14 protein-coding genes are annotated in these 17,338 nt (G+C 68.2%); 7 read left to right on the top strand and 7 right to left on the bottom strand.

Going from position 1 to position 17,338, the window contains the following annotated elements; translation table 11 throughout:
* Window positions 1–36: 36 nt before the first annotated feature.
* From AKI39_RS20165 to AKI39_RS20180, 4 genes are all read left to right on the top strand, one after another.
* Complete coding sequence (locus AKI39_RS20165; RefSeq protein WP_066640129.1) at window positions 37–918, top strand: LysR family transcriptional regulator; 882 nt, start codon at window positions 37–39, stop codon at window positions 916–918.
* 147 nt (window positions 919–1,065) lie between these two features.
* The gene (acnA, locus tag AKI39_RS20170) at window positions 1,066–3,738 is read left to right on the top strand and encodes an aconitate hydratase AcnA (protein ID WP_066640131.1); all 2,673 of its coding nucleotides are present in this window, start codon (window positions 1,066–1,068) and stop codon (window positions 3,736–3,738) included.
* Window positions 3,735–4,817, top strand: coding sequence for a lactonase family protein (locus AKI39_RS20175; RefSeq protein ID WP_066640133.1), 1,083 nt, complete (start codon window positions 3,735–3,737; stop codon window positions 4,815–4,817). Before acnA ends, AKI39_RS20175 begins: the two co-directional genes overlap by 4 nt.
* A gap of 108 nt (window positions 4,818–4,925) precedes the next feature.
* Entirely contained in the window at window positions 4,926–5,921 is a 996-nt protein-coding gene (locus AKI39_RS20180; RefSeq protein WP_235610686.1) for a Bug family tripartite tricarboxylate transporter substrate binding protein, read from the top strand.
* Window positions 5,922–6,229: 308 nt separating this feature from the next.
* Here the strand turns inward: AKI39_RS20180 and AKI39_RS20185 are convergent, their stop codons facing one another.
* Window positions 6,230–7,207 carry a LysR substrate-binding domain-containing protein gene (locus AKI39_RS20185; RefSeq protein ID WP_066640135.1) on the bottom strand — a complete coding sequence of 326 codons (978 nt, stop codon included), beginning with the start codon at window positions 7,205–7,207 and terminating at the stop codon, window positions 6,230–6,232.
* Window positions 7,208–7,316: 109 nt separating this feature from the next.
* Between AKI39_RS20185 and AKI39_RS20190 the strand changes: the two genes are divergently transcribed.
* Complete coding sequence (locus tag AKI39_RS20190; protein ID WP_066640137.1) at window positions 7,317–8,276, top strand: cupin domain-containing protein; 960 nt, start codon at window positions 7,317–7,319, stop codon at window positions 8,274–8,276.
* Window positions 8,277–8,331: 55 nt separating this feature from the next.
* Window positions 8,332–9,315, top strand: a complete 984-nt coding sequence (locus tag AKI39_RS20195; RefSeq protein ID WP_066640139.1) for a Bug family tripartite tricarboxylate transporter substrate binding protein — start codon at window positions 8,332–8,334, stop codon at window positions 9,313–9,315.
* Window positions 9,316–9,341: 26 nt separating this feature from the next.
* Here the strand turns inward: AKI39_RS20195 and AKI39_RS20200 are convergent, their stop codons facing one another.
* Complete coding sequence (locus tag AKI39_RS20200) at window positions 9,342–10,313, bottom strand: D-2-hydroxyacid dehydrogenase (RefSeq protein ID WP_066640142.1); 972 nt, start codon at window positions 10,311–10,313, stop codon at window positions 9,342–9,344.
* Between the two features lie 214 nt (window positions 10,314–10,527).
* Between AKI39_RS20200 and AKI39_RS25760 the strand changes: the two genes are divergently transcribed.
* Entirely contained in the window at window positions 10,528–10,965 is a 438-nt protein-coding gene (locus AKI39_RS25760) for a DUF2501 domain-containing protein (RefSeq protein WP_066640144.1), read from the top strand.
* Window positions 10,966–11,013: 48 nt separating this feature from the next.
* On the opposite strand, the gene AKI39_RS20210 is transcribed toward AKI39_RS25760, so the two are convergent.
* From AKI39_RS20210 to AKI39_RS20230, 5 genes are all read right to left on the bottom strand, one after another.
* A complete protein-coding gene (locus tag AKI39_RS20210) occupies window positions 11,014–12,405 on the bottom strand; it encodes an MFS transporter (RefSeq protein ID WP_066640146.1) in 1,392 nt (463 codons plus the stop codon).
* Window positions 12,406–12,497: 92 nt separating this feature from the next.
* Entirely contained in the window at window positions 12,498–13,127 is a 630-nt protein-coding gene (locus AKI39_RS20215) for a phosphatase PAP2 family protein (protein ID WP_066640148.1), read from the bottom strand.
* 34 nt (window positions 13,128–13,161) lie between these two features.
* A complete protein-coding gene (locus tag AKI39_RS20220) occupies window positions 13,162–13,902 on the bottom strand; it encodes a lytic transglycosylase domain-containing protein (RefSeq protein WP_066640150.1) in 741 nt (246 codons plus the stop codon).
* A gap of 197 nt (window positions 13,903–14,099) precedes the next feature.
* Window positions 14,100–15,521: a DUF1501 domain-containing protein gene (locus tag AKI39_RS20225; protein WP_066640158.1), complete on the bottom strand. Its 1,422-nt coding sequence runs from the start codon at window positions 15,519–15,521 to the stop codon at window positions 14,100–14,102.
* A gap of 61 nt (window positions 15,522–15,582) precedes the next feature.
* Window positions 15,583–17,112: a DUF1800 domain-containing protein gene (locus AKI39_RS20230; RefSeq protein WP_066643436.1), complete on the bottom strand. Its 1,530-nt coding sequence runs from the start codon at window positions 17,110–17,112 to the stop codon at window positions 15,583–15,585.
* Window positions 17,113–17,338 lie beyond the last annotated feature (226 nt).

A 17,338-nucleotide genomic window follows, 5' to 3' on the forward strand; every position in this document is an offset into this window, starting at 1 on the left:
CGCCCACCATGGATAGCCCCGCGGATACCCCCGACCATGCGCTACGACCTGACCAGCCTGGATTTGTTCACCACCGTGGCGGAGGAAAAAAACCTGACCAAGGCCGCGCGGCGCAAACATCTGGCGGTGTCGGCCATCAGCAAACGCATCGCCGAACTGGAAGCCCAGGCCGGGTCGCCCCTGCTGGTGCGCTATGCGCGCGGGGTGGATCTTACCCCCGCGGGCCAATCCCTGCTGCACTACGCGCGGCAGATGCAGCACACCCTGTCGCTGATGGAGGAAGAATTGTCCGGCTACGCGGCCGGCGTCAAGGGCCATGTGCGCATCCATGCCATTACGTCGGCGCTGGCGCAGTTCCTGCCGGGCGATATCGAGCGCTTCGCCAACGACTACCCGCAGATCAAGTTCGATATCGAGGAACGCGTCGGCACGGCCGTGGTGCGCGCGGTGGCCGATGGCCATGCCGACCTGGGCATTTTCGCGGAACAGACGCCATCACACGGCCTGCAGCTGTTTCCTTACCGGCAGGACGAACTGGTGGCCGTGGTGCCTGCGTCCCACGTGCTGGCACAACGGCAGAAAGTGCGTTTCGACACCCTGCTGGACCACGAATTCGTCGGCCCGCACCTGGACAGCTCCGTGCATGCCTTGCTGACGGCCGAAGCCAAGAAGCGTGGCAAGCCCCTGCGCCCGCGCATACGCATCAGCGGTTTCGACTGCATGTGCAAGCTGGTGGCGGCGCAATTGGGCATCGCGGTGCTGCCGCGCGCGGTGGCCGCGCCCTACCTGCGCGGCGGCAAGCTGCGCGCCCTGACGCTGGCGGAACCTTGGGCGAAGCGGAACCTGCTGATTGGCGTGCGCAATATGGAAACGCTCCCGCCGACGGCTCGGTCTCTGGTGGGTTATCTGCGCGCCTGACACGACAGACGCGGCCTCAGCGTTCTCGGTTGGGAAACGTTCGCTAGTCAAAACAGCAATTTTCATCGCCGCGCGCGGCGCTTACGATGCGTCCATGCCGCGCGCCGCATCCGGCGTCCGCGCGGGCTTGCCGATTGCGTGCTCTCCATGAACCAGCCCGATCCCGCCTCGCTAGACCATCTTTCCGTCAATGGGCAGGACTACGCCTATGTCGCGCTGCGCCGCCTGCTGCCCGCCGACAGCCTGGCCGCCCTGCCCTATTCGGTGCGCCTGCTGATCGAAAACGTCGCGCGCTGCCAGCCCGACGCCCTGCCGTCGGTGCTGGCCCGCGCCACGGGCCGCGGCCCGGCCTGCGAGGTGCCGTTCTATCCCAACCGCCTGATGTTCCACGATACGACCTGCCTGCCGGCGCTGGCCGACTTCGCCGGCATGCGCGACGCCGTGGCGGAACTGGGCGGCGATCCGGGCCGCGTCAATCCGCTGATTCCCGCCGTGCTGACCATCGACCATTCCGTCATCGTGGAGCACTACGACGAGCCCGGCGCCGTGCAGGCCAACCTGGACATCGATTTTCGCCGCAACGGCGAACGCTATCGTTTCATCCGCTGGGCGGAACAGAGCCTGGCGAACTTCAAGGTGATCCCGCCGGGCACGGGCATCATCCACCAGATGAATATGGAGGCGCTGGCCGAGGTCGTATGCGCCGCGCGCACCGACGACGGCCAGCCCCTGCTGCACCCGGACGATATGGTGGCCACCGACAGCCACACCCCGATGATCAACGGCATCGGCGTACTGGCCTGGGGCATAGGCGGCCTGGAAAGCCAGGCCGCGCTGCTGGGCGAACCGGTACCCATCGCCTATCCCGAAGTGGTCGGTGTGCGGCTGAGCAACCGCCTGCCGCCTGGCGTCACGGCCACCGACCTGGCGCTGACCCTGGCGGAGATCCTGCGCGCGCATGGCGTGGTCGGCAAATTCGTGGAGTTCTTCGGACCGGGCCTGTCCACGCTGGACTGGGCCGCGCGCGCCACCGTCGCCAACATGGCGCCGGAATACGGCGCCACGGTCATGTTCTTTCCCTTCGACGATGAAGCCATGCGCTTTCTCGCCCTGTCGGGACGCAGCGACGACCAGCGCGAACGTGTGCGCGCCTACCTGCAGGTGCAGGGCCTGTGGCGCCGCGACGATATGCCGGAACCGCGCTTCGACGCCGTCATCCCGCTGGACCTGGCCACCGTGCAGCGCAGCGTGGCCGGACCGCACCAGCCGCACGAGCGTCAGCCGCTGGCGCGCGCCGGCGCTTCCTTCACCGAACGCCTGGGTGTGGCGCAAGACAAGGCCGTGCCAGCGGACGGCGGCGTGCCCGTGCCCGCAGAGCGCCCGACGGACGGCGCCGTACTGGTGGCGGCGATCACCAGCTGCACCAACACCGCCAACCCCCTGCTGATGTTGCAGGCGGGGCTACTGGCGCGCCGCGCGCGCGAACGCGGCCTGCGGCGCAAGCCCTGGGTCAAGACTTCCCTGTCCCCGGGTTCGCGCACGGTCGGCGACTACCTGGCCGAAGCGGGACTGCTTCAGGATCTGGAGGCACTGGGCTTCGGCCTGGTCGGCTTCGGTTGCATGACCTGTATCGGCAATTCCGGCGGCCTGGCGGCCACGGCCGATGCCATGGTGGACCAGGGCTTGCGCGGCGTGGCCGTGCTGTCGGGCAACCGCAATTTCGAGGGCCGGGTCAATCCCAAGCTGCCCGCGGGCTACCTGGCATCCCCCGCGCTGGTCGTGGCCTATGCGATCGCCGGCAATATCCGCATCGACCTGGAACACGAGCCGCTGGGCACCGATACGTCCGGCCGGCCGGTGTGGCTGCGCGACCTGCTGCCCAGCGACGAGGAGGTCGCCGCGCTGGCGTCGCAGGTGCTGCGGCCGGCGTTATTCCAGCGGCGCGTCGCCACCGTATGGGCGGGCACGCCGCAATGGCAGGCCCTGTCGGCGCCGTCCAGCGTGCGCTACGGCTGGGATCCGGACTCCACCTACCTGCGCCGCCCACGGTACCTGGAATCCGTCGCGCGGCAAGCGCCGCCGCTGGCCGCGCTGCGCGGCGCCCGCGCGCTGCTGGTGTTCGGCGACAACGTCACGACCGACCATATCTCGCCGGCCGGGACCATCCCGGCCGCCAGCGCGGCGGGCAAATGGCTGCTGGCCCGCGGCGAAGCGACGCAGGACCTGAACCAATACTCCACCCGCCGCAGCAACCATGAAGTCATGCTGCGCGGCGCCTATACCAACAAGGCCGTCAACAACCAACTGGTCGGCGAGCGGGGCGGCGCGGGCGCCTGGGCCTGGGATGCCGACCGGCGCGAAGTCCTGCCCGTCTACGACGCCGCCGCCACCTATGCCGGACGCGGCATCCCGCTGCTGGTGTTCGCCGGCTGGAACTACGGCGCCGGTTCCAGCCGCGACTGGGCCGCCAAGGCGCAGGCGCTGCTGGGCGTGCGCGCCGTCGTGGCGCGCAGCTTCGAGCGCATCCATCGCAGCAACCTGATCGGCATGGGTGTGCTGCCGCTGGTGTTCACGGGCGACGACCACGCGCAACAGCTGGGACTGGACGGCACCGAAAGCTTCGACCTGCTGGGCCTGGACGCCCTGGCAGTGGGCGACAACACGCTGACGCTGCGCTTGCACCGCGCCGACGGCGCGCGGCAGGACCTGCGGGTCTCGCTGCGCCTGGACGCGGAACAGGAGATCCGCTACCTGGCGCACGGCGGCGTGCTGCCCTATGTGGTGCGCAAGATGACCTTGGGCAAGGAGGCGCTGGCATGAAGGCCGATGTCTATGTGGGCTGCCGTACGTCGCGCGAACGCAATGCGCGCGGACGCGGTATCACGGCGTGGCGCCGGGACGCCTCGACCGGCGCGCTGAGCCTGGTGCAGGAACTCGACGGGCTGGTCAATCCCTCCTACCTGGCCCTGGGCCCCGGCGGCCGGGTACTGTATGCCGTGCACGGCGACGCCAGCGATATCAGCGCCTTCCGCATCGATCCGGACAGCGGCCGGCTGGCCTTCCTGAACCGGCGCGGCACCGAAGGCCGCAATCCCGTGCACCTGGCGGTGGCGCCCGACGGCCGCCACATCATCGTATCGAACCACCTGAGCGGCGCACTGGCGGTGCTGCCGCTGGCCGACGACGGCGCGCTGCTGCCCGTCAGCCAGCAAGTTGCGCTACCGGGCGAACCCGGCCCGCACCGCATCGAGCAGAAGCATGCCAAGCCGCACTTCAATCCCTTCGATCCCACGGGGCGCCACGTGATCGTGCCGGACAAGGGACTGGACCGCATCTTCAGTTTCCGCTTCCAGGATGGCCGCCTGACGCCGGCACCCGCCGCCGCCGTGGCCACGCGCGAAGGGGCCGGCCCGCGCCATATCGCCTTCCATCCGGCCGCGCCTTATGCCTATGCGGTGAACGAGCTGGACTCCAGCGTGACGGCGTATCGCCACGACCCCGCCACGGGCGCCCTGGCGCCTTTCCAGGTGCTGCCCACGCTGCCGGACAGCTACACCGGCAACAGCCGCGCCGCGGCCATCGCGGTCGACGCGCGCGGGCGCTTCGTGTATGCCTCCAACCGCGGCGACGACAGCATCGCGCAATTCGCCGTCGATGCCGCCAGCGGACGCCTGCGCTTCGTCCGTGCCCACGCGACGGGCGGACGCACGCCCCGCTTTTTTACCCTGGATCCTTCGGGCCGCTTCCTGTACGCGGCCAACGAGGACAGCGACACCATCGTCGCCTTCCATGTCGATCCGGAAAGCGGCGAACTGGCGCGGGCGGGAACGGCGGCGGAAACGGGCAGCCCGGTCTGCATGGTGTTTCGCAATGCGCCGCCGGGAAAGCCCATGCCTTGAACGAACCGCCGGTAAGCCGGAAAAACCGCGGCGTGGCGGTGCGGCCTCGAGGACGAGCGCACGATCCACCCGCATCGCCATGACCCAGAAAACGTGAGGAGACCCACGATGAAACACCTGACCCTACGCCTGCGCGCCGCGCTGGGCATCGCCGCCGCGCTGCTGGCCACACACCTGCCCGCCCGTGCCGCCGACAGCTATCCGTCCATGCCCGTGCGGCTGATCGTGCCCTACACCGCCGGCGGCGGCGTCGACCTGATCGCGCGGCTGATGGCCGAACGCCTGCACGACACGCTGGACCAGTCCATCATCGTCGAGAACAAGCCCGGCGCCAGCGGCATGATCGGCGCCAACTACGTCTCCAAGGCCAAGCCCGACGGCTACACCATCCTGTTGTCGGCGGCCGGCGAGATCGTGGTGAATCCCTCGCTGTACAAGGAAAAGATGTTGTTCGATCCGTCGCGGGAGCTGGCCTCCGTGACGCTGGTCGCGCGCATCCCCAACGTGCTGGTGGTCAACCCCTCGGTGCCCGTGAAAACGACGGCGGAACTGCTGGCCTATGCGAAGTCGCAGCCCGGCAAGCTGACCTTCTCGTCCAGCGGCATCGGCAATCTGCAGCATGTGTCCGGCGAGCTGCTGAATCGCATGGCCGGCATCGACGTGCGCCACATTCCCTACAAGGGCGCGGCGCAGCAGATCGCCGACGTCGTCGCGCAGCACGTGACCATGACCTTCACCAGCGTCGCCGCGGCCATGCCTTTCATCAAGAGCGGGCAGGTGCGCCCCATCGCCGTGACGTCCGCGCATCGCCTCGAAGCCTTGCCCGACGTGCCGGCGCTCGCCGAAACGCCGCAGCTGGCGGGCTATGAAGTGGTCAACTGGTTCGGCATGTTCGCGCCGGGCGGCACGCCGGCGCCCGTGCTGGACAAGCTCAACCAGGCAGCGCTTGCCGCCATGAAGGATCCCCGCCTGCTGCAGGCGCTGAAGGACCAGGGCGCCGAACCGGCACCGTCCTCGCGGCAGGAGTTCGACACCTTCCGGCGTGAGGAAACGGCCAAGTTCGCCAAGGTGATCGAGGAAACGCACATCAAGCTGCAGGACTGACGCTCAGGGCCCCGCCGCGACGCCGCGCCGGGGGCGTGGCGTCGGGAAAAACCAGGACACGGGAAATTACGGCGCACGCCGCGCCGCCGCACGGGCGACGTGCTGCCTGAAATGGTCGGCACCGTGCATCACGGCCGATCGGGCAACGCGCCGGTCGTCCTGCTTGCCTTCTACGCCGGCGCGAAGGGCCAGCTCACCGCGGAGCAACCGAAGCGATCGCCGCACATCCATCCTGGGGCGCTGCCCAAGATGCAATCGGACAAGCCGGACGAACTGCCGTCCCTTACTGCCCCGACTAGCACCCGTCGTCATGCCCCCGCGCTGGCGCCCCGAGCGCCCGCGACACCTTGCGCCGGGTCCGCCACCTTGCTGGCGGCCTCCAGGCAGGCGATGAAACGCCGGGCGACTGGGTCCAGCGGATGGTCCCGGCTCCAGATCACGCCGGTCGGCTTGACCAGGCCGTGCAGATGGAAAGGCAGCGCGCGCAGCAGCCCCGCTTCGTCGAAATAATACGCGGCGTCGCTGGGCATGAAGGCGATGGCGTCGGTCATGGAGACGTAAGTGCGCACCAGCTGCGTGGAGGTCGTTTCCAGGCAATGCCGGGGCAGCGGTACATCGTGGGCCAGGAACACTTCCTCCAGCGGCTGCCGCATGGGCGATCCCATGGTGGGCAGCACCCATTCCCAGTCCCGCAGATTGGCCCACGATAGGCGCTTGCGCCGCGCCAGGGGGTGGTGGTTGCGCGCCACCAGCGTCAGCGGCTTGGTGCCCAGGGGCTTTTCGTCCAGATCGCCATGGCTGCGCGAAGGCATCAGCGTGCCCACCACCAGGTGTATGCCGCGCGTGCGCAGTTCGGGCAGCAGCGTATCGAAGCTGCCTTCCCGCACCACGGCGGATGCATCGGGCAATTGCTTCTTGAACATCGCCAGCGCGCGCGGCAGCAGGACGGACGCCGCGGCCGGCAAGGTGCCGATCGACACGCTGCCCGAGGTGCCCAGCGCCAGCGATTTCAGGCCGTCGCGGGCGCGGGACAAATCGATATCGATGCGGCGCGCATGGTGGATCAGGCATTCGCCATAGCTCGTCGGCATGATGCCGCGCGGCGTGCGCTCGAACAGTTTCAGCCCCACGCCGTCCTCGATCTCGGCCAGGGCCTTCGAGACGGCCGGCTGCGTCAGGTGCAGCACGGCCGCCACGCGGCTGACGTGGCGGTGATCGTCCAGCGCGATCAGCAGCCGCAGATGGCGCAGCTTCAGGCTGCCGCGCCAGAAAGCATCGATATCCATGTTCCTCCTCCTCATTACCAAACGGTAATATCGCGGCCGCCCACTTTTCATTGGAACAGGGCGGCCATCCGTTCCACCATTCGGTATTCCACGAATAACGGAGACGACGATGCCGCAAATCCTCAACCGCGCGGACCTGCCCAATTATTACGCGGCGGAAAATCCCTCCCGCGCCGATGCGGCGGATAGCGCGCGTATCGACATGCGCATGGCGCACGGCGCCAAGGTGTCGCTGGCGGTCGCCGTTTGTCAGCCGGGCTATCACCCGGCGCCGCAGATCCACGCCAGCGAACAGCTGAACTACGTGGCCGAAGGCGAAATATGGGTGTATATCGACGGCGCCGCGTATCACCTGAAGGCGGGCGACGCCATCCGGGTGCCCAAGATGAAACCCCATTGGATGTGGAACCGGTCGGACGCCCCCTGTACGTTCTATGAGTCCAATTGCCCGCCGCTGGCCGGCGACGCCAAGGGCGCGGGGGCCCTGATCGACGGCGCCCGGCCCCAGCAAGCCTACCCGCACGTCGTCTGGCTATCGGACAAATACGCCAAGGAAGCCGAAGCCCGCAATGATCCGCCCACCGAAGGGCCGCTGCTGGCCCGCGCCGACAGCCTGGCCACCAGCGTGCACGGCGGCGCCATCGGCCCGGCGGCGGCGGGCAAGCTGACATCCAAGTGCATTCACGGCCTGGAGCACAACATGACGATCGCCCGCCGCAAGGGCGGCTACCATTCCGCGCCGCACATCCACGATGCCGAGCAGCTGCACATTCCCATCAAGGGCGACATCAACATATTCACGTCCGAGGCCGGCTTCGCCTGCCGCGAAGGCGACTTCAACATCATCGCGCCGAATATGCCGCACTGGGCCGAAGTCAGCGGCGACGAAGACAACATCCTGCTGCAGGCGCATTCGCCGGTATTGGGCTCCGCGGCCAATCGCAAGGCCTTGCTGGCGGACGATGAACGCGCGCAGTCCATCTTCACGGTGTTCAACATGACGCCATGGCGGGAACAGGAAATCATGCAAGTGGAGGACGTGCACCGGGGGAATATGCAGCGGTCCTGATTCCGCAAGCCGCCACGACGCGGCCTGCATGGATAACGAAGAAGAGGAGACAGACATGAAAAGCCGTTTCAGCGCCCTGCGCCGGGCGCTTGCCGTCGCCATCCTGGCCGGCCTGGCATTGCCGGCGGGCAGCCGCGCGGCCGAGGACGTAAAAGGCCCCATCCGTATCATCGTGGGATACAGCCCGGGCAACAGCGGCGATACGATCGCGCGCATCCTGGCGGAAAAGATGAGCGCGTCGCTGGGCGTCCCGGTCTATGTGGAAAACAAGGTGGGCGCCGGCTCGCGCATCGCGGTCGACGCGCTCAAGCACTCGGCGCCCGACGGCAAGACGCTGATGGTCGGCACGTTCTCCGTCATGGCGATCTTCCCCATGATCTTCACCAAGACCACCTACCACCTGTCGGATTTCGAACCCGTGGCGCACATCGCCAACAGCAACGTCTGCATCACCGTGCCGGTCGACGCGCCGTACAAGACGATGGCCGAATACGCCGACTGGCTGAAGAAGAACCCCTCGCGCGCGCAGTTCGGCAACGAAGCCGCGGGCAGTCCCGCGCACTTGCTGGGCCTGGAATTCGGCCGGGTCATCGGCGTCAACAACATGCTGATTCCGTACAAGAGCACGACGCAGATGATCTCGGACCTGATCGGCAACCAGATCCCCGCCGCGACGCTGGCGCTGCCCAGCGTCTACAAGCTGCACCAGGCCGGGCAGGTACGCATCCTGGCCGTGGCCTCCGAACAGCGCACGCCCAGCGCGCCCGACCTGCCCACGCTGAAGGAAGCCGGCTACGACCTGAGCGTGAACAGCATGTACGGGGCGTGGATGCCGGCCGGCACCCCGCGGCCCATCGTCGACAGAATGAGCAAGGCCATCGTGGAGGCGGTCGCCCAAGCCGACGTGCAGGATAAATTCCGCGTGATGGGCCTCGAACCGACCGGCAAGGACCGGGCGGAATTCGTGCGCATCAGCAATCAATCCGAGAAGGACTGGGCAAAGATCGTCAAGGACACCGGTTTCCGGATCGATGAATAGCGCGGCCCTGCACGCGGGCCGGCCGGTCACACGTTTTCAGCCACCCATTGCTCCAGCTTCTTCAGCCAGATGGCATCCACCCGCTTGGCGTTGCCGTCGGAGTGGCCCGCGGCGTGCGGCGTGGCGATGACGTTGGGCATGTGCCACAGCGGCGAGGCGGCATCCAGCGGCTCGTGCTCGTAGACGTCCAGATAGGCGCCGCCCAGGTGCCCTGATTGCAAGGCGACGATCAGGTCGGCTTCCACGACGACCTCGCCGCGCGCCACGTTCACCAGGTGCGCCCCCTTGGGCAGCGCCGCCAGGGCACGCGCATCGATCAGCCCACGCGTGCGATCGCTCAAGGGACAGGCCAGGACCAGCCAGTCGGTGCGCGGCAGCAGCTTGCCGATATCCTCGAAAGCCACGGTTTCCGTTTCCGCGTCGACCGGCTCCGCGCTGCTGCGCGCCACCGCGATCCTCAGGCCCAGCAGGCGCAGCACGGCGCCCAGGCGCTGGCCGATGCTGCCCCAGCCGACGATCAGCGCGGTCTGGCCGGCCAGGTCGCGCGGCACGGTCAGTTCCGTCGCCTTCACCCAACGGCCCTGCCGCTGCGCATCCAGCAGGACATGCAGGCGGCGGTTCAAGGCCAGCAGGCCCGCCAGCGCCGTCTGCATCACAGGCTCGGAATTGGCGCCGGCCGATGCGCTGACCGCGACGCCGCGCGCCTTCAGTTCCGGAAATATCGGGCGGTCCAGGCCCGCCGAATGAACGTGCACCCAGCGCAGGCCGGGCGACGCGCGCAGCGATTCGTAGAAAGCCTGCAGCGATTCCATGACCACATGCTTGGTGGAGGCGCCGGTGACATCGCGCGAGATGAACGCGATGTCGACATCGTCGTGCGCGTGACCCAGCGTGGGCTCGGCAATGCGCAGCTCGTACGGATGGCCGTTCATGATGCGCGCGATGGGCTCGCGCAAGCGCTCGGCGGTACTACGGGACAGCAAGATACGTATCGTCATGATGACTAGTGTTGTGGCACCTATGGTTACCTGGAAGGACTCCCCATCCGCCTATCCTTACGCCGGCTGCGGAGCGACCGCGTCTATCATCCCGATGCGCGCACGCGGCCCGCGACAAGCGGCGCGGGATTTCGGGCGCCGTCATTATCGCGCGATCCCGACCATGCGCCCGGACAGGCCGCGGTGCATGGGCATTCATACAGGAGTGATACCAATGAAGATATGCAACCATGCTGGCGCGGCGATGCTCGCGGGCATGCTGATGGCCGCCTCCGGCGCGCCCGCGCTGGCCCAGGGGCTGGACCTGAAGGGCGCGCTGGGCGGACTGGGCGGCCTGGGCGGAAGCTCGGGCTCCGGCGCCGGGGCCTTGACGTCAGGCAGCCTGGGCAACGCCGCCGGCATCCTGGAATACTGCATCAAGAACAAATACCTGCCCAATGGCAGCGCGTCGTCGCTGAAAGACCAGTTGATGAGCAAGTTGGGCGGCACCACCGGGCAGGCGCCGCAGAAGGACAGTGGATACCTGTCCGGCGCGAAGGGCATCCTGCAGACCGGCAGCGGCAACAGCGTGGACCTCGGCGGCGGCTTGCAGGCCGCCGCCGCGGAACAGGCCTGCGACGTGGTCATGCAGCAGGCGAAGTCCTTCCTGTAGCCGCCGCGGCGCCAGGCAACGACGCGCGCGCGGCTGCGGCCTGCCGCGTCAACGCCCGTGCGTCAGCTCCCGGCCCGCGCCGCGCGGCATGCGCGCCGTCACCGGGATGGAGGCGGCCGAGAACAGCCCCAGCACCAGGAACGCCGGCCAGAAGTCCGTCCAGACGATCTGCGCATGGCCCTGCACATAATGGGAAAGTTGCAACACGATGCCCGCGACCGTCACGCCCAGGCCCAGCGACATCTGCTGGATCACGCTGGACACGCTGGTCGCGCGCCCCACATCGACGCTGTCGATTTCCGCGTAGGCCAGCGCATTGAGCGCGGTGAATTGCAGCGACGGGAAGATCCCGCCGAACAACACGATCACCCAGATGGCCGCGCGCGACATGTCGGGATGGAAAATGCCGTAGATGGCCAGTGCCACGCCCGATAAGGCGGCGTTCACCATCAGCACCGGCCGGAAGCCGAAGCGCCGCAACAGCGGCTGCGCCATGGTCTTCATGAGCAGCGCGCCGAACGCCGAGGCGCAGGTGATCATGCCGGCCTCGAACGGCGTCATGCCCAATCCTTCCTGCAGGGCCAGGGGCAGCAGGAAGGGCACCGCGCCCAGCCCGATGCGGAACAGCGAACCGCCCATCACGCTCGTGTGGAAGGTAGGTATCCGCAGGAAGCGCAAGTCCAGCAAGGGATTCTTCACCTTGCGCGCGTACAGGACGTACAGACCCGTAAGCAGCAGGCCCAGCGCGCACATCAGCGCCGTGGCGCGATCGCTCACCACATCGCTGCCGACCAGGGACATCCCCAGCATGAACAGCGATGCTCCGCCGGCGGACAACACGAAGCCTGGCCAGTCCAGCGGGTCCGGCACCGTATCGCGAACGTCGTCGATATGCCGGTTCGCCAGGTAGATGCCGACCAGGCCGATAGGCACATTGATGAAGAACATCAAGCGCCAGTGCAGATACGTCGTGATGAAGCCGCCCAGCAGCGGCCCGACGACGGGGCCCAGCAAGGCCGGCACCGTCAGGTAGTTGACCGCGCGCACGAAGTCGGCGCGCGCCACCGAACGAAAGATGATGATCCGTCCCACCGGCACCATCATGGCGCCGCCCACGCCCTGCACGAAACGCGCCAGCACGAAGGTGAACAGCGAATGCGCGGCCGCGCACAGCAGCGAACCGACGACGAACACGCCGATGGCGGCGCGGAATACGGTGCGGGGACCGAAGCGATCCGCGACCCAGCCGCAGATGGGGATGAATACACCCAGGCCCACGACATAGCTGGTCACGGCCAGCTTCAAGGTGATCGGGTCTTCGCCGAGGTCGCGCGCCAGCGAAGGCAGCGCGGTGACCAACACCGTCGCGTCGACGTTTTCCATGAACAAGGCGCAAGCCACTATGAGCGGGACAACGAACGCGCCGAGGGCGAGCGGCATGGCGGAAAACGCGAGGGAGTCTGCGATGGAGCGAGATTATGACATCCCCGTCCCCCCGTTCCGTTCAGGGTGCGGTCAGCATGGGTGCGGCATCAGGCGCCGGTGCGCGATGCGCGGTGCAGGTGATCGCGCGTATAGGGCGTGTCCTGGCCTGACAAGGCCAGGGCCAGCGCGATGACCACGTCATGCGTCCGCAGCTTGGGAACGATGGAATAGCTGGCCATCGTCGAGAGCAGGAAGGCCAGCACCACAACGCCCATGCGCAATCCCAGGCGTCCCACCGGCCAGCGCGCGAGCACGACGACCGACACGATGGCGCCCACTCCCAGTCCCAGTACCACCTCCGACACCGAATGCGCGCCCATCGCCAGGCGCGACACGCCGATCAGCAGCGCGAGCGATGCGCCCGTCCATGCCAGCAGCGTGGCCGCGCGCCGCGAGTAGCGATTGCCCACGGCATAACCCAGCACCGGATATACCGACGCCGACACCATGGCGTGCCCGCTGATCCCGGTGAAATCGATCGCCGCCCACCCTATGCCCCAGCCCAGGAAGGCCAGTTTGGATGCCAGCACCGCGGTCCCCGCGAACGCCAGCGCCCATAGCCAGTGGAATACGGGCGGGCGCTCCGACATCGCGACGAATATCATCGCGACCAGCGCCGCCGGCAACACCAGGCGGGATTCGCCCATCGCGGATACCGCCATCCAGAAATCGTGCATGCCTCACCTTCGATTGAACTGCCGGGGCCTGTTGCTACCAATCGGCCTTATAGCGTGCGTACAGCGCGATCACGTCGCGCACGTACTGCTGGGTCTCCGCATAGGGCGGAATGCCGTCGTACTTCTGCACCGCGCCCTGCCCCGCATTGTAGGCAGCCAGTGCCAGGTCCAGCCGGCCCGGGTACTGGTCGATCAGGCTGCGCAAATGGCGCGAGCCGGCCCGCACATTGATCGCGGGGTCCACCAGCGCGCGCTCCACATCGGGTTCGCTGAGCAGCGCGGCCGCCGTATCGGGCATCAACTGCATCAACCCCAGCGCACCCTTGGGCGAGCGTGCATCCTTGCGGAATCCCGACTCGACCGCGATGACCGCGCCCAGCAATGCGCGGTCCAGCCCGTAGTCCGCGGCCGCCTTGGCGATGACGCCGCGATAATCGTCCAGTCCCCGATGCGTGCTGAGCGCGGCCACGCGCGCATCGCCGGCCCGCGCCACCGCCGCGGTGGAGGACGCGCCGTCCGGCCCGCCCACCAGCACGCGCCGCGCACAGGTCACGCAGCGGACCGCGGCGCGCGCCTGCGCCCGCTTGTAGTACTTGCCCATGCCCTTGTCGACCGTCATGCTGCGCCAGATGCCGAAGGGGTCCTTGTAGCGGTAGGTCTCACCCGCCTGGGCCTCGCCAATGCCGGCCAGCAGAGCCAGGCAGGCCGCCCAGGCGGCCAGGAACAGCCATCGTCGCCCATCGTTTCCCGCGGTGGTTCGCCATTGTGTCCTCATGGTCATCGTTGCATGTGCGGCGGCCCGCCACGCAGCCACGGCCCCTGCGGCGCCGGCGCGCCGCCACGTCTCTCCCCCGGCCCCCGATATTGGGGCAAGGCCGGGCGCCCTGTCTCCCGCCCCGACGGCCTACCGCGTCCGGCGGAGCACTCATGCGGATGGACGGCCCTGCCGGCCGATACGGCGCATCCGATGCGTCACGCTCCGCGCATGAAGCCGACGTCGCGGGTACTGAAATTCCGCAAGTGGGGAAACACGTCGTCCAGGGCGCCGGCGTCGGCGCCGAACCACGCGCCCAGCGTCGCGCCGAATTCCTCGACGGACGTGCGCGGCAGCAGCCGGCCGTGATCGACGTAGCCCGGCCCTTCGATATCCCACTCGGGCTGCGTGCCGTAGAAGCGGCCGCCACGCACGGCGCCGCCCAGGATGAAATGATGGCCGCCCCAGCCATGGTCGGATCCATCGCCGTTGGACACCAGCGTACGGCCGAACTCCGACGCGGTGAACGTGGTGACGCGATCTTCCATGCCCAGCGCCGCCATGGCTTGCTGGAAATCGGCCAGCGCGCCACCCAGTTCGCGCAGCAGGCCCGGATGCGTTCCGTTCAGCCCGTCATGACTGTCATAGCCGTTCTGCGATACGAAGAACACCTGGCGTTTCACGCCCAGCGCCTGGCGCGCGGCGATCATGCGCGCGACGATCTTCAGCTGCGCGCCCAGCGGCGTACCGAAATCGCCGCGCACGGTCACGCCTTCGAGGGCCGCGCGCAACTGCGCGTCGGCGCGGATGGACCGCGCCAGCGTGGCGGTGATCTGCTGCTGGAACAGATGCTGGCCCGGCCGCGTCAGCAGCGTGCGCAGCAGATCGGTACACGCGGTCGACCCATAGGTGTCCCGCTGCAGCAGTTCGATGGGCGTGGACCCGGCGGGGCTCACGCGATACGCGGACACATGCCGGCCCGACAGCAGCAGCGCCGTCCCACCCGCCGTCACGTTGGCGAAAGTGCTATTGCCGTTGGCCGCGGCGAACAGGTCCGCCATTCGCCCGGCCCAGCCGGATGACGCGCCCTCCGGCGCCAGGCCCTGCCAGTAGGATTGCTGGTCGTTGTGCGAAAACAGCTTGGGGGGCATGGGCACACGGCCGCCGATGTATTCGGCCTTGGTCGTCGGCACCACCATGGGCCCGACATTCAGCTGCACCGCGAGCACGCCGCGGTCGAACAGGGGCTTGAGCGGCGCCAGCGTGGGCGCGAACGCATAGACGCGCCCGGCGCCGCCGCCGTCGCCCTCGCGCGGGCGCAGCACCGTGCCCTGCAGCTTGTCGCGCGGCACCGCGATATCGGCACGGGTGCGGAAGTAGCGCGCATGGCTGTCCGCATCGTAGGGCACCACGGTGTTGTAGGGATCGTTGCCGCCGTAGAGGAACACGCAGACCAGGGCCTTGTAGTCCTCGCCGGCGGCGCCCGCCGGCCGCGCCGAAGCAGAAGGCGCCGCCTGCGCCGCGGCTTCGGCCGCCGCGGCCAGGCGCGTGGCCAGCGGCAACGCGGCGCCCGCGATGCCGGCCGCCCCCATGGCCGAAATGCGCTGCACGAACTCGCGGCGAGAGGAGGATTTCGTCATCGCCGCACCGCAAGCCAGGCATGCCGGCGAAATGTGCCGAGTGGGAAAAGGCGGATAGGCATCATCGCTGCACCAGATAGTCGGGCGTCGCGGCCACCAGCGTGATCGCGGCGCGCACGCGATCGCGCGGCCGCTCCGCCGGGATGGCGGCGACGGCGCGAGCGATCTCCGCCGCCGTGCCGCGGTCGAAGGCATCCCCGGCCATCAGCAGCACGAGGCGGTCGACCAGCACCCGCGTGTCGTCGGCCACGGCGATCTCGGCGGCATAGGAGGTCTGCAGGTCCTCCCATCCCCGGTCCACGTAGATCGCCACGAAATTCAAGTACCCGGCCACGCTGGTCTCGTCGGTGATCTGCAGCTCCGGCGCAACCATGCCCCGTTCGGCGATCGGGCTGCCCGGCGGCGTATAGCGCGGCCGGAAGAAATTGAACACGGACGACGACCGCATCGGGCTCTGTGCCAGGCGTATCGTGTTGTCGGTGGTATCCGGCATGGCCCACTTGCCGTTGTTCGAGGTCGCCCCGAAGGCGCGCGCCCACGCGGCGAAGCGCACGATGGGTTCGCGCACCTTGCCCCAGGTCGGCGAAGCCAGGTCGGGAAAGCGCGCCTCGGGGTCCAGCAGCACCGCCCTGACCACCGCGCGCAGGTTGCCGCGGCGGCCACGCCCGTCGTCCGCGAACACAGCCGCGACGCGGCCCACATAGGCCGCACTGGGATTGCTGGTCACCAGCCGCTGGATCAGCTGCGTACCGATGAAAGGCCCCACGTTGGGATGGGCGCACAGCACGTCCAGGGCCTTGTTCATCGAGGCGACGCCGCCCGTGCCGGCGGGAATCGCCGCCCCCAGGAAGCGCTTTTCCGACATGGAATGCAAGGCCGGATTCAAGGCCATGGGGCGCCGGTGGAAGGCGACGTTTTCCTCGCTGCCGTTCAGGTCCCAGCCGGTGAACACCTTGGCCAAGCCGCGCACGTCGTCGTTGCCATAGGTCTCGATGGGCTTGCCGTTGGACAGCTTCAGCGTGCCGTCGGGGTTCAGTTCGTACAGGCCGATGGTGAACAGCTGCATGACTTCGCGCGCATAGTTCTCGTCGGGCTCGCGGCCGGTGCGCGCGTCCTCCTTGCGGTTGCCGCGATAGGTCAGCATGCAGCCCATGGACAGGTTCAGCGTCACGGCGCCCAGCAGGGCACGGAAGTCGCCCAGGCCGTGTTCGGCCAGCGTGTCCATGAAGGAGGCGGCGCCGAACAGCGGCCAGTTCGCGGTGATGGCGGACACGCCGACCACGAAGATTTCCGATAGCGCGAACGCCACGCGGGTGCGGACCTGGTCCGGGGCGGAAATGAACTTGCGCCACAGGGTCGATTCCAGCGGCGCGTTGATGCCGTTGCCCTTGTTGGCCTCGTTGTCGGCCCGGATGGACAGCAGCCAATCGAAATGCGTCTGTGAGGGCGGCATGGCCAGCTGTTCGTCCAGCCACGCGGCATAGCCCAGCGCGACCACGCGATCGATGTCGGCGGGCGTGGGGCCGAACGTGGCCTGCGCGAGAAAACGCGATGCCTGCCCGGGCGTCGGCCTCGGGTAGTCGTCGCCCAAGGTGGCCGGGTCGGCGCGCGGCTGACGGGAAGTCGTCACGGGAGATGGCGGCATAAAAGATACAACGCGCCCACCTTAGACGCATCGCAGCATGCCTACAATTCGTGCACATGGCGGAGGAACGCCATCGCGGTACCCGGCCGTACGCACTAAGCCATCCCATCGGCGGGCTCCCGCCGGGGCGGCCGCCCGCCCGCGTGTCGTATGCGGCAACAGAAAGCCGCAA

It is taken from the genome of Bordetella sp. H567 (genome assembly GCF_001704295.1).
Lineage (GTDB): Bacteria > Pseudomonadota > Gammaproteobacteria > Burkholderiales > Burkholderiaceae_B > Bordetella_C.

Coding starts and splice junctions, on each gene's coding strand:
- AKI39_RS20165 (WP_066640129.1), top strand. CDS start 37: ATGCGCTACGACCTGACCAGCCTGGATTTGTTCACCACCGTGGCGGAG.
- acnA (WP_066640131.1), top strand. CDS start 1,066: ATGAACCAGCCCGATCCCGCCTCGCTAGACCATCTTTCCGTCAATGGG.
- AKI39_RS20175 (WP_066640133.1), top strand. CDS start 3,735: ATGAAGGCCGATGTCTATGTGGGCTGCCGTACGTCGCGCGAACGCAAT.
- AKI39_RS20180 (WP_235610686.1), top strand. CDS start 4,926: ATGAAACACCTGACCCTACGCCTGCGCGCCGCGCTGGGCATCGCCGCC.
- AKI39_RS20185 (WP_066640135.1), bottom strand. CDS start 7,207: ATGGATATCGATGCTTTCTGGCGCGGCAGCCTGAAGCTGCGCCATCTG.
- AKI39_RS20190 (WP_066640137.1), top strand. CDS start 7,317: ATGCCGCAAATCCTCAACCGCGCGGACCTGCCCAATTATTACGCGGCG.
- AKI39_RS20195 (WP_066640139.1), top strand. CDS start 8,332: ATGAAAAGCCGTTTCAGCGCCCTGCGCCGGGCGCTTGCCGTCGCCATC.
- AKI39_RS20200 (WP_066640142.1), bottom strand. CDS start 10,313: ATGACGATACGTATCTTGCTGTCCCGTAGTACCGCCGAGCGCTTGCGC.
- AKI39_RS25760 (WP_066640144.1), top strand. CDS start 10,528: ATGAAGATATGCAACCATGCTGGCGCGGCGATGCTCGCGGGCATGCTG.
- AKI39_RS20210 (WP_066640146.1), bottom strand. CDS start 12,405: ATGCCGCTCGCCCTCGGCGCGTTCGTTGTCCCGCTCATAGTGGCTTGC.
- AKI39_RS20215 (WP_066640148.1), bottom strand. CDS start 13,127: ATGCACGATTTCTGGATGGCGGTATCCGCGATGGGCGAATCCCGCCTG.
- AKI39_RS20220 (WP_066640150.1), bottom strand. CDS start 13,902: ATGAGGACACAATGGCGAACCACCGCGGGAAACGATGGGCGACGATGG.
- AKI39_RS20225 (WP_066640158.1), bottom strand. CDS start 15,521: ATGACGAAATCCTCCTCTCGCCGCGAGTTCGTGCAGCGCATTTCGGCC.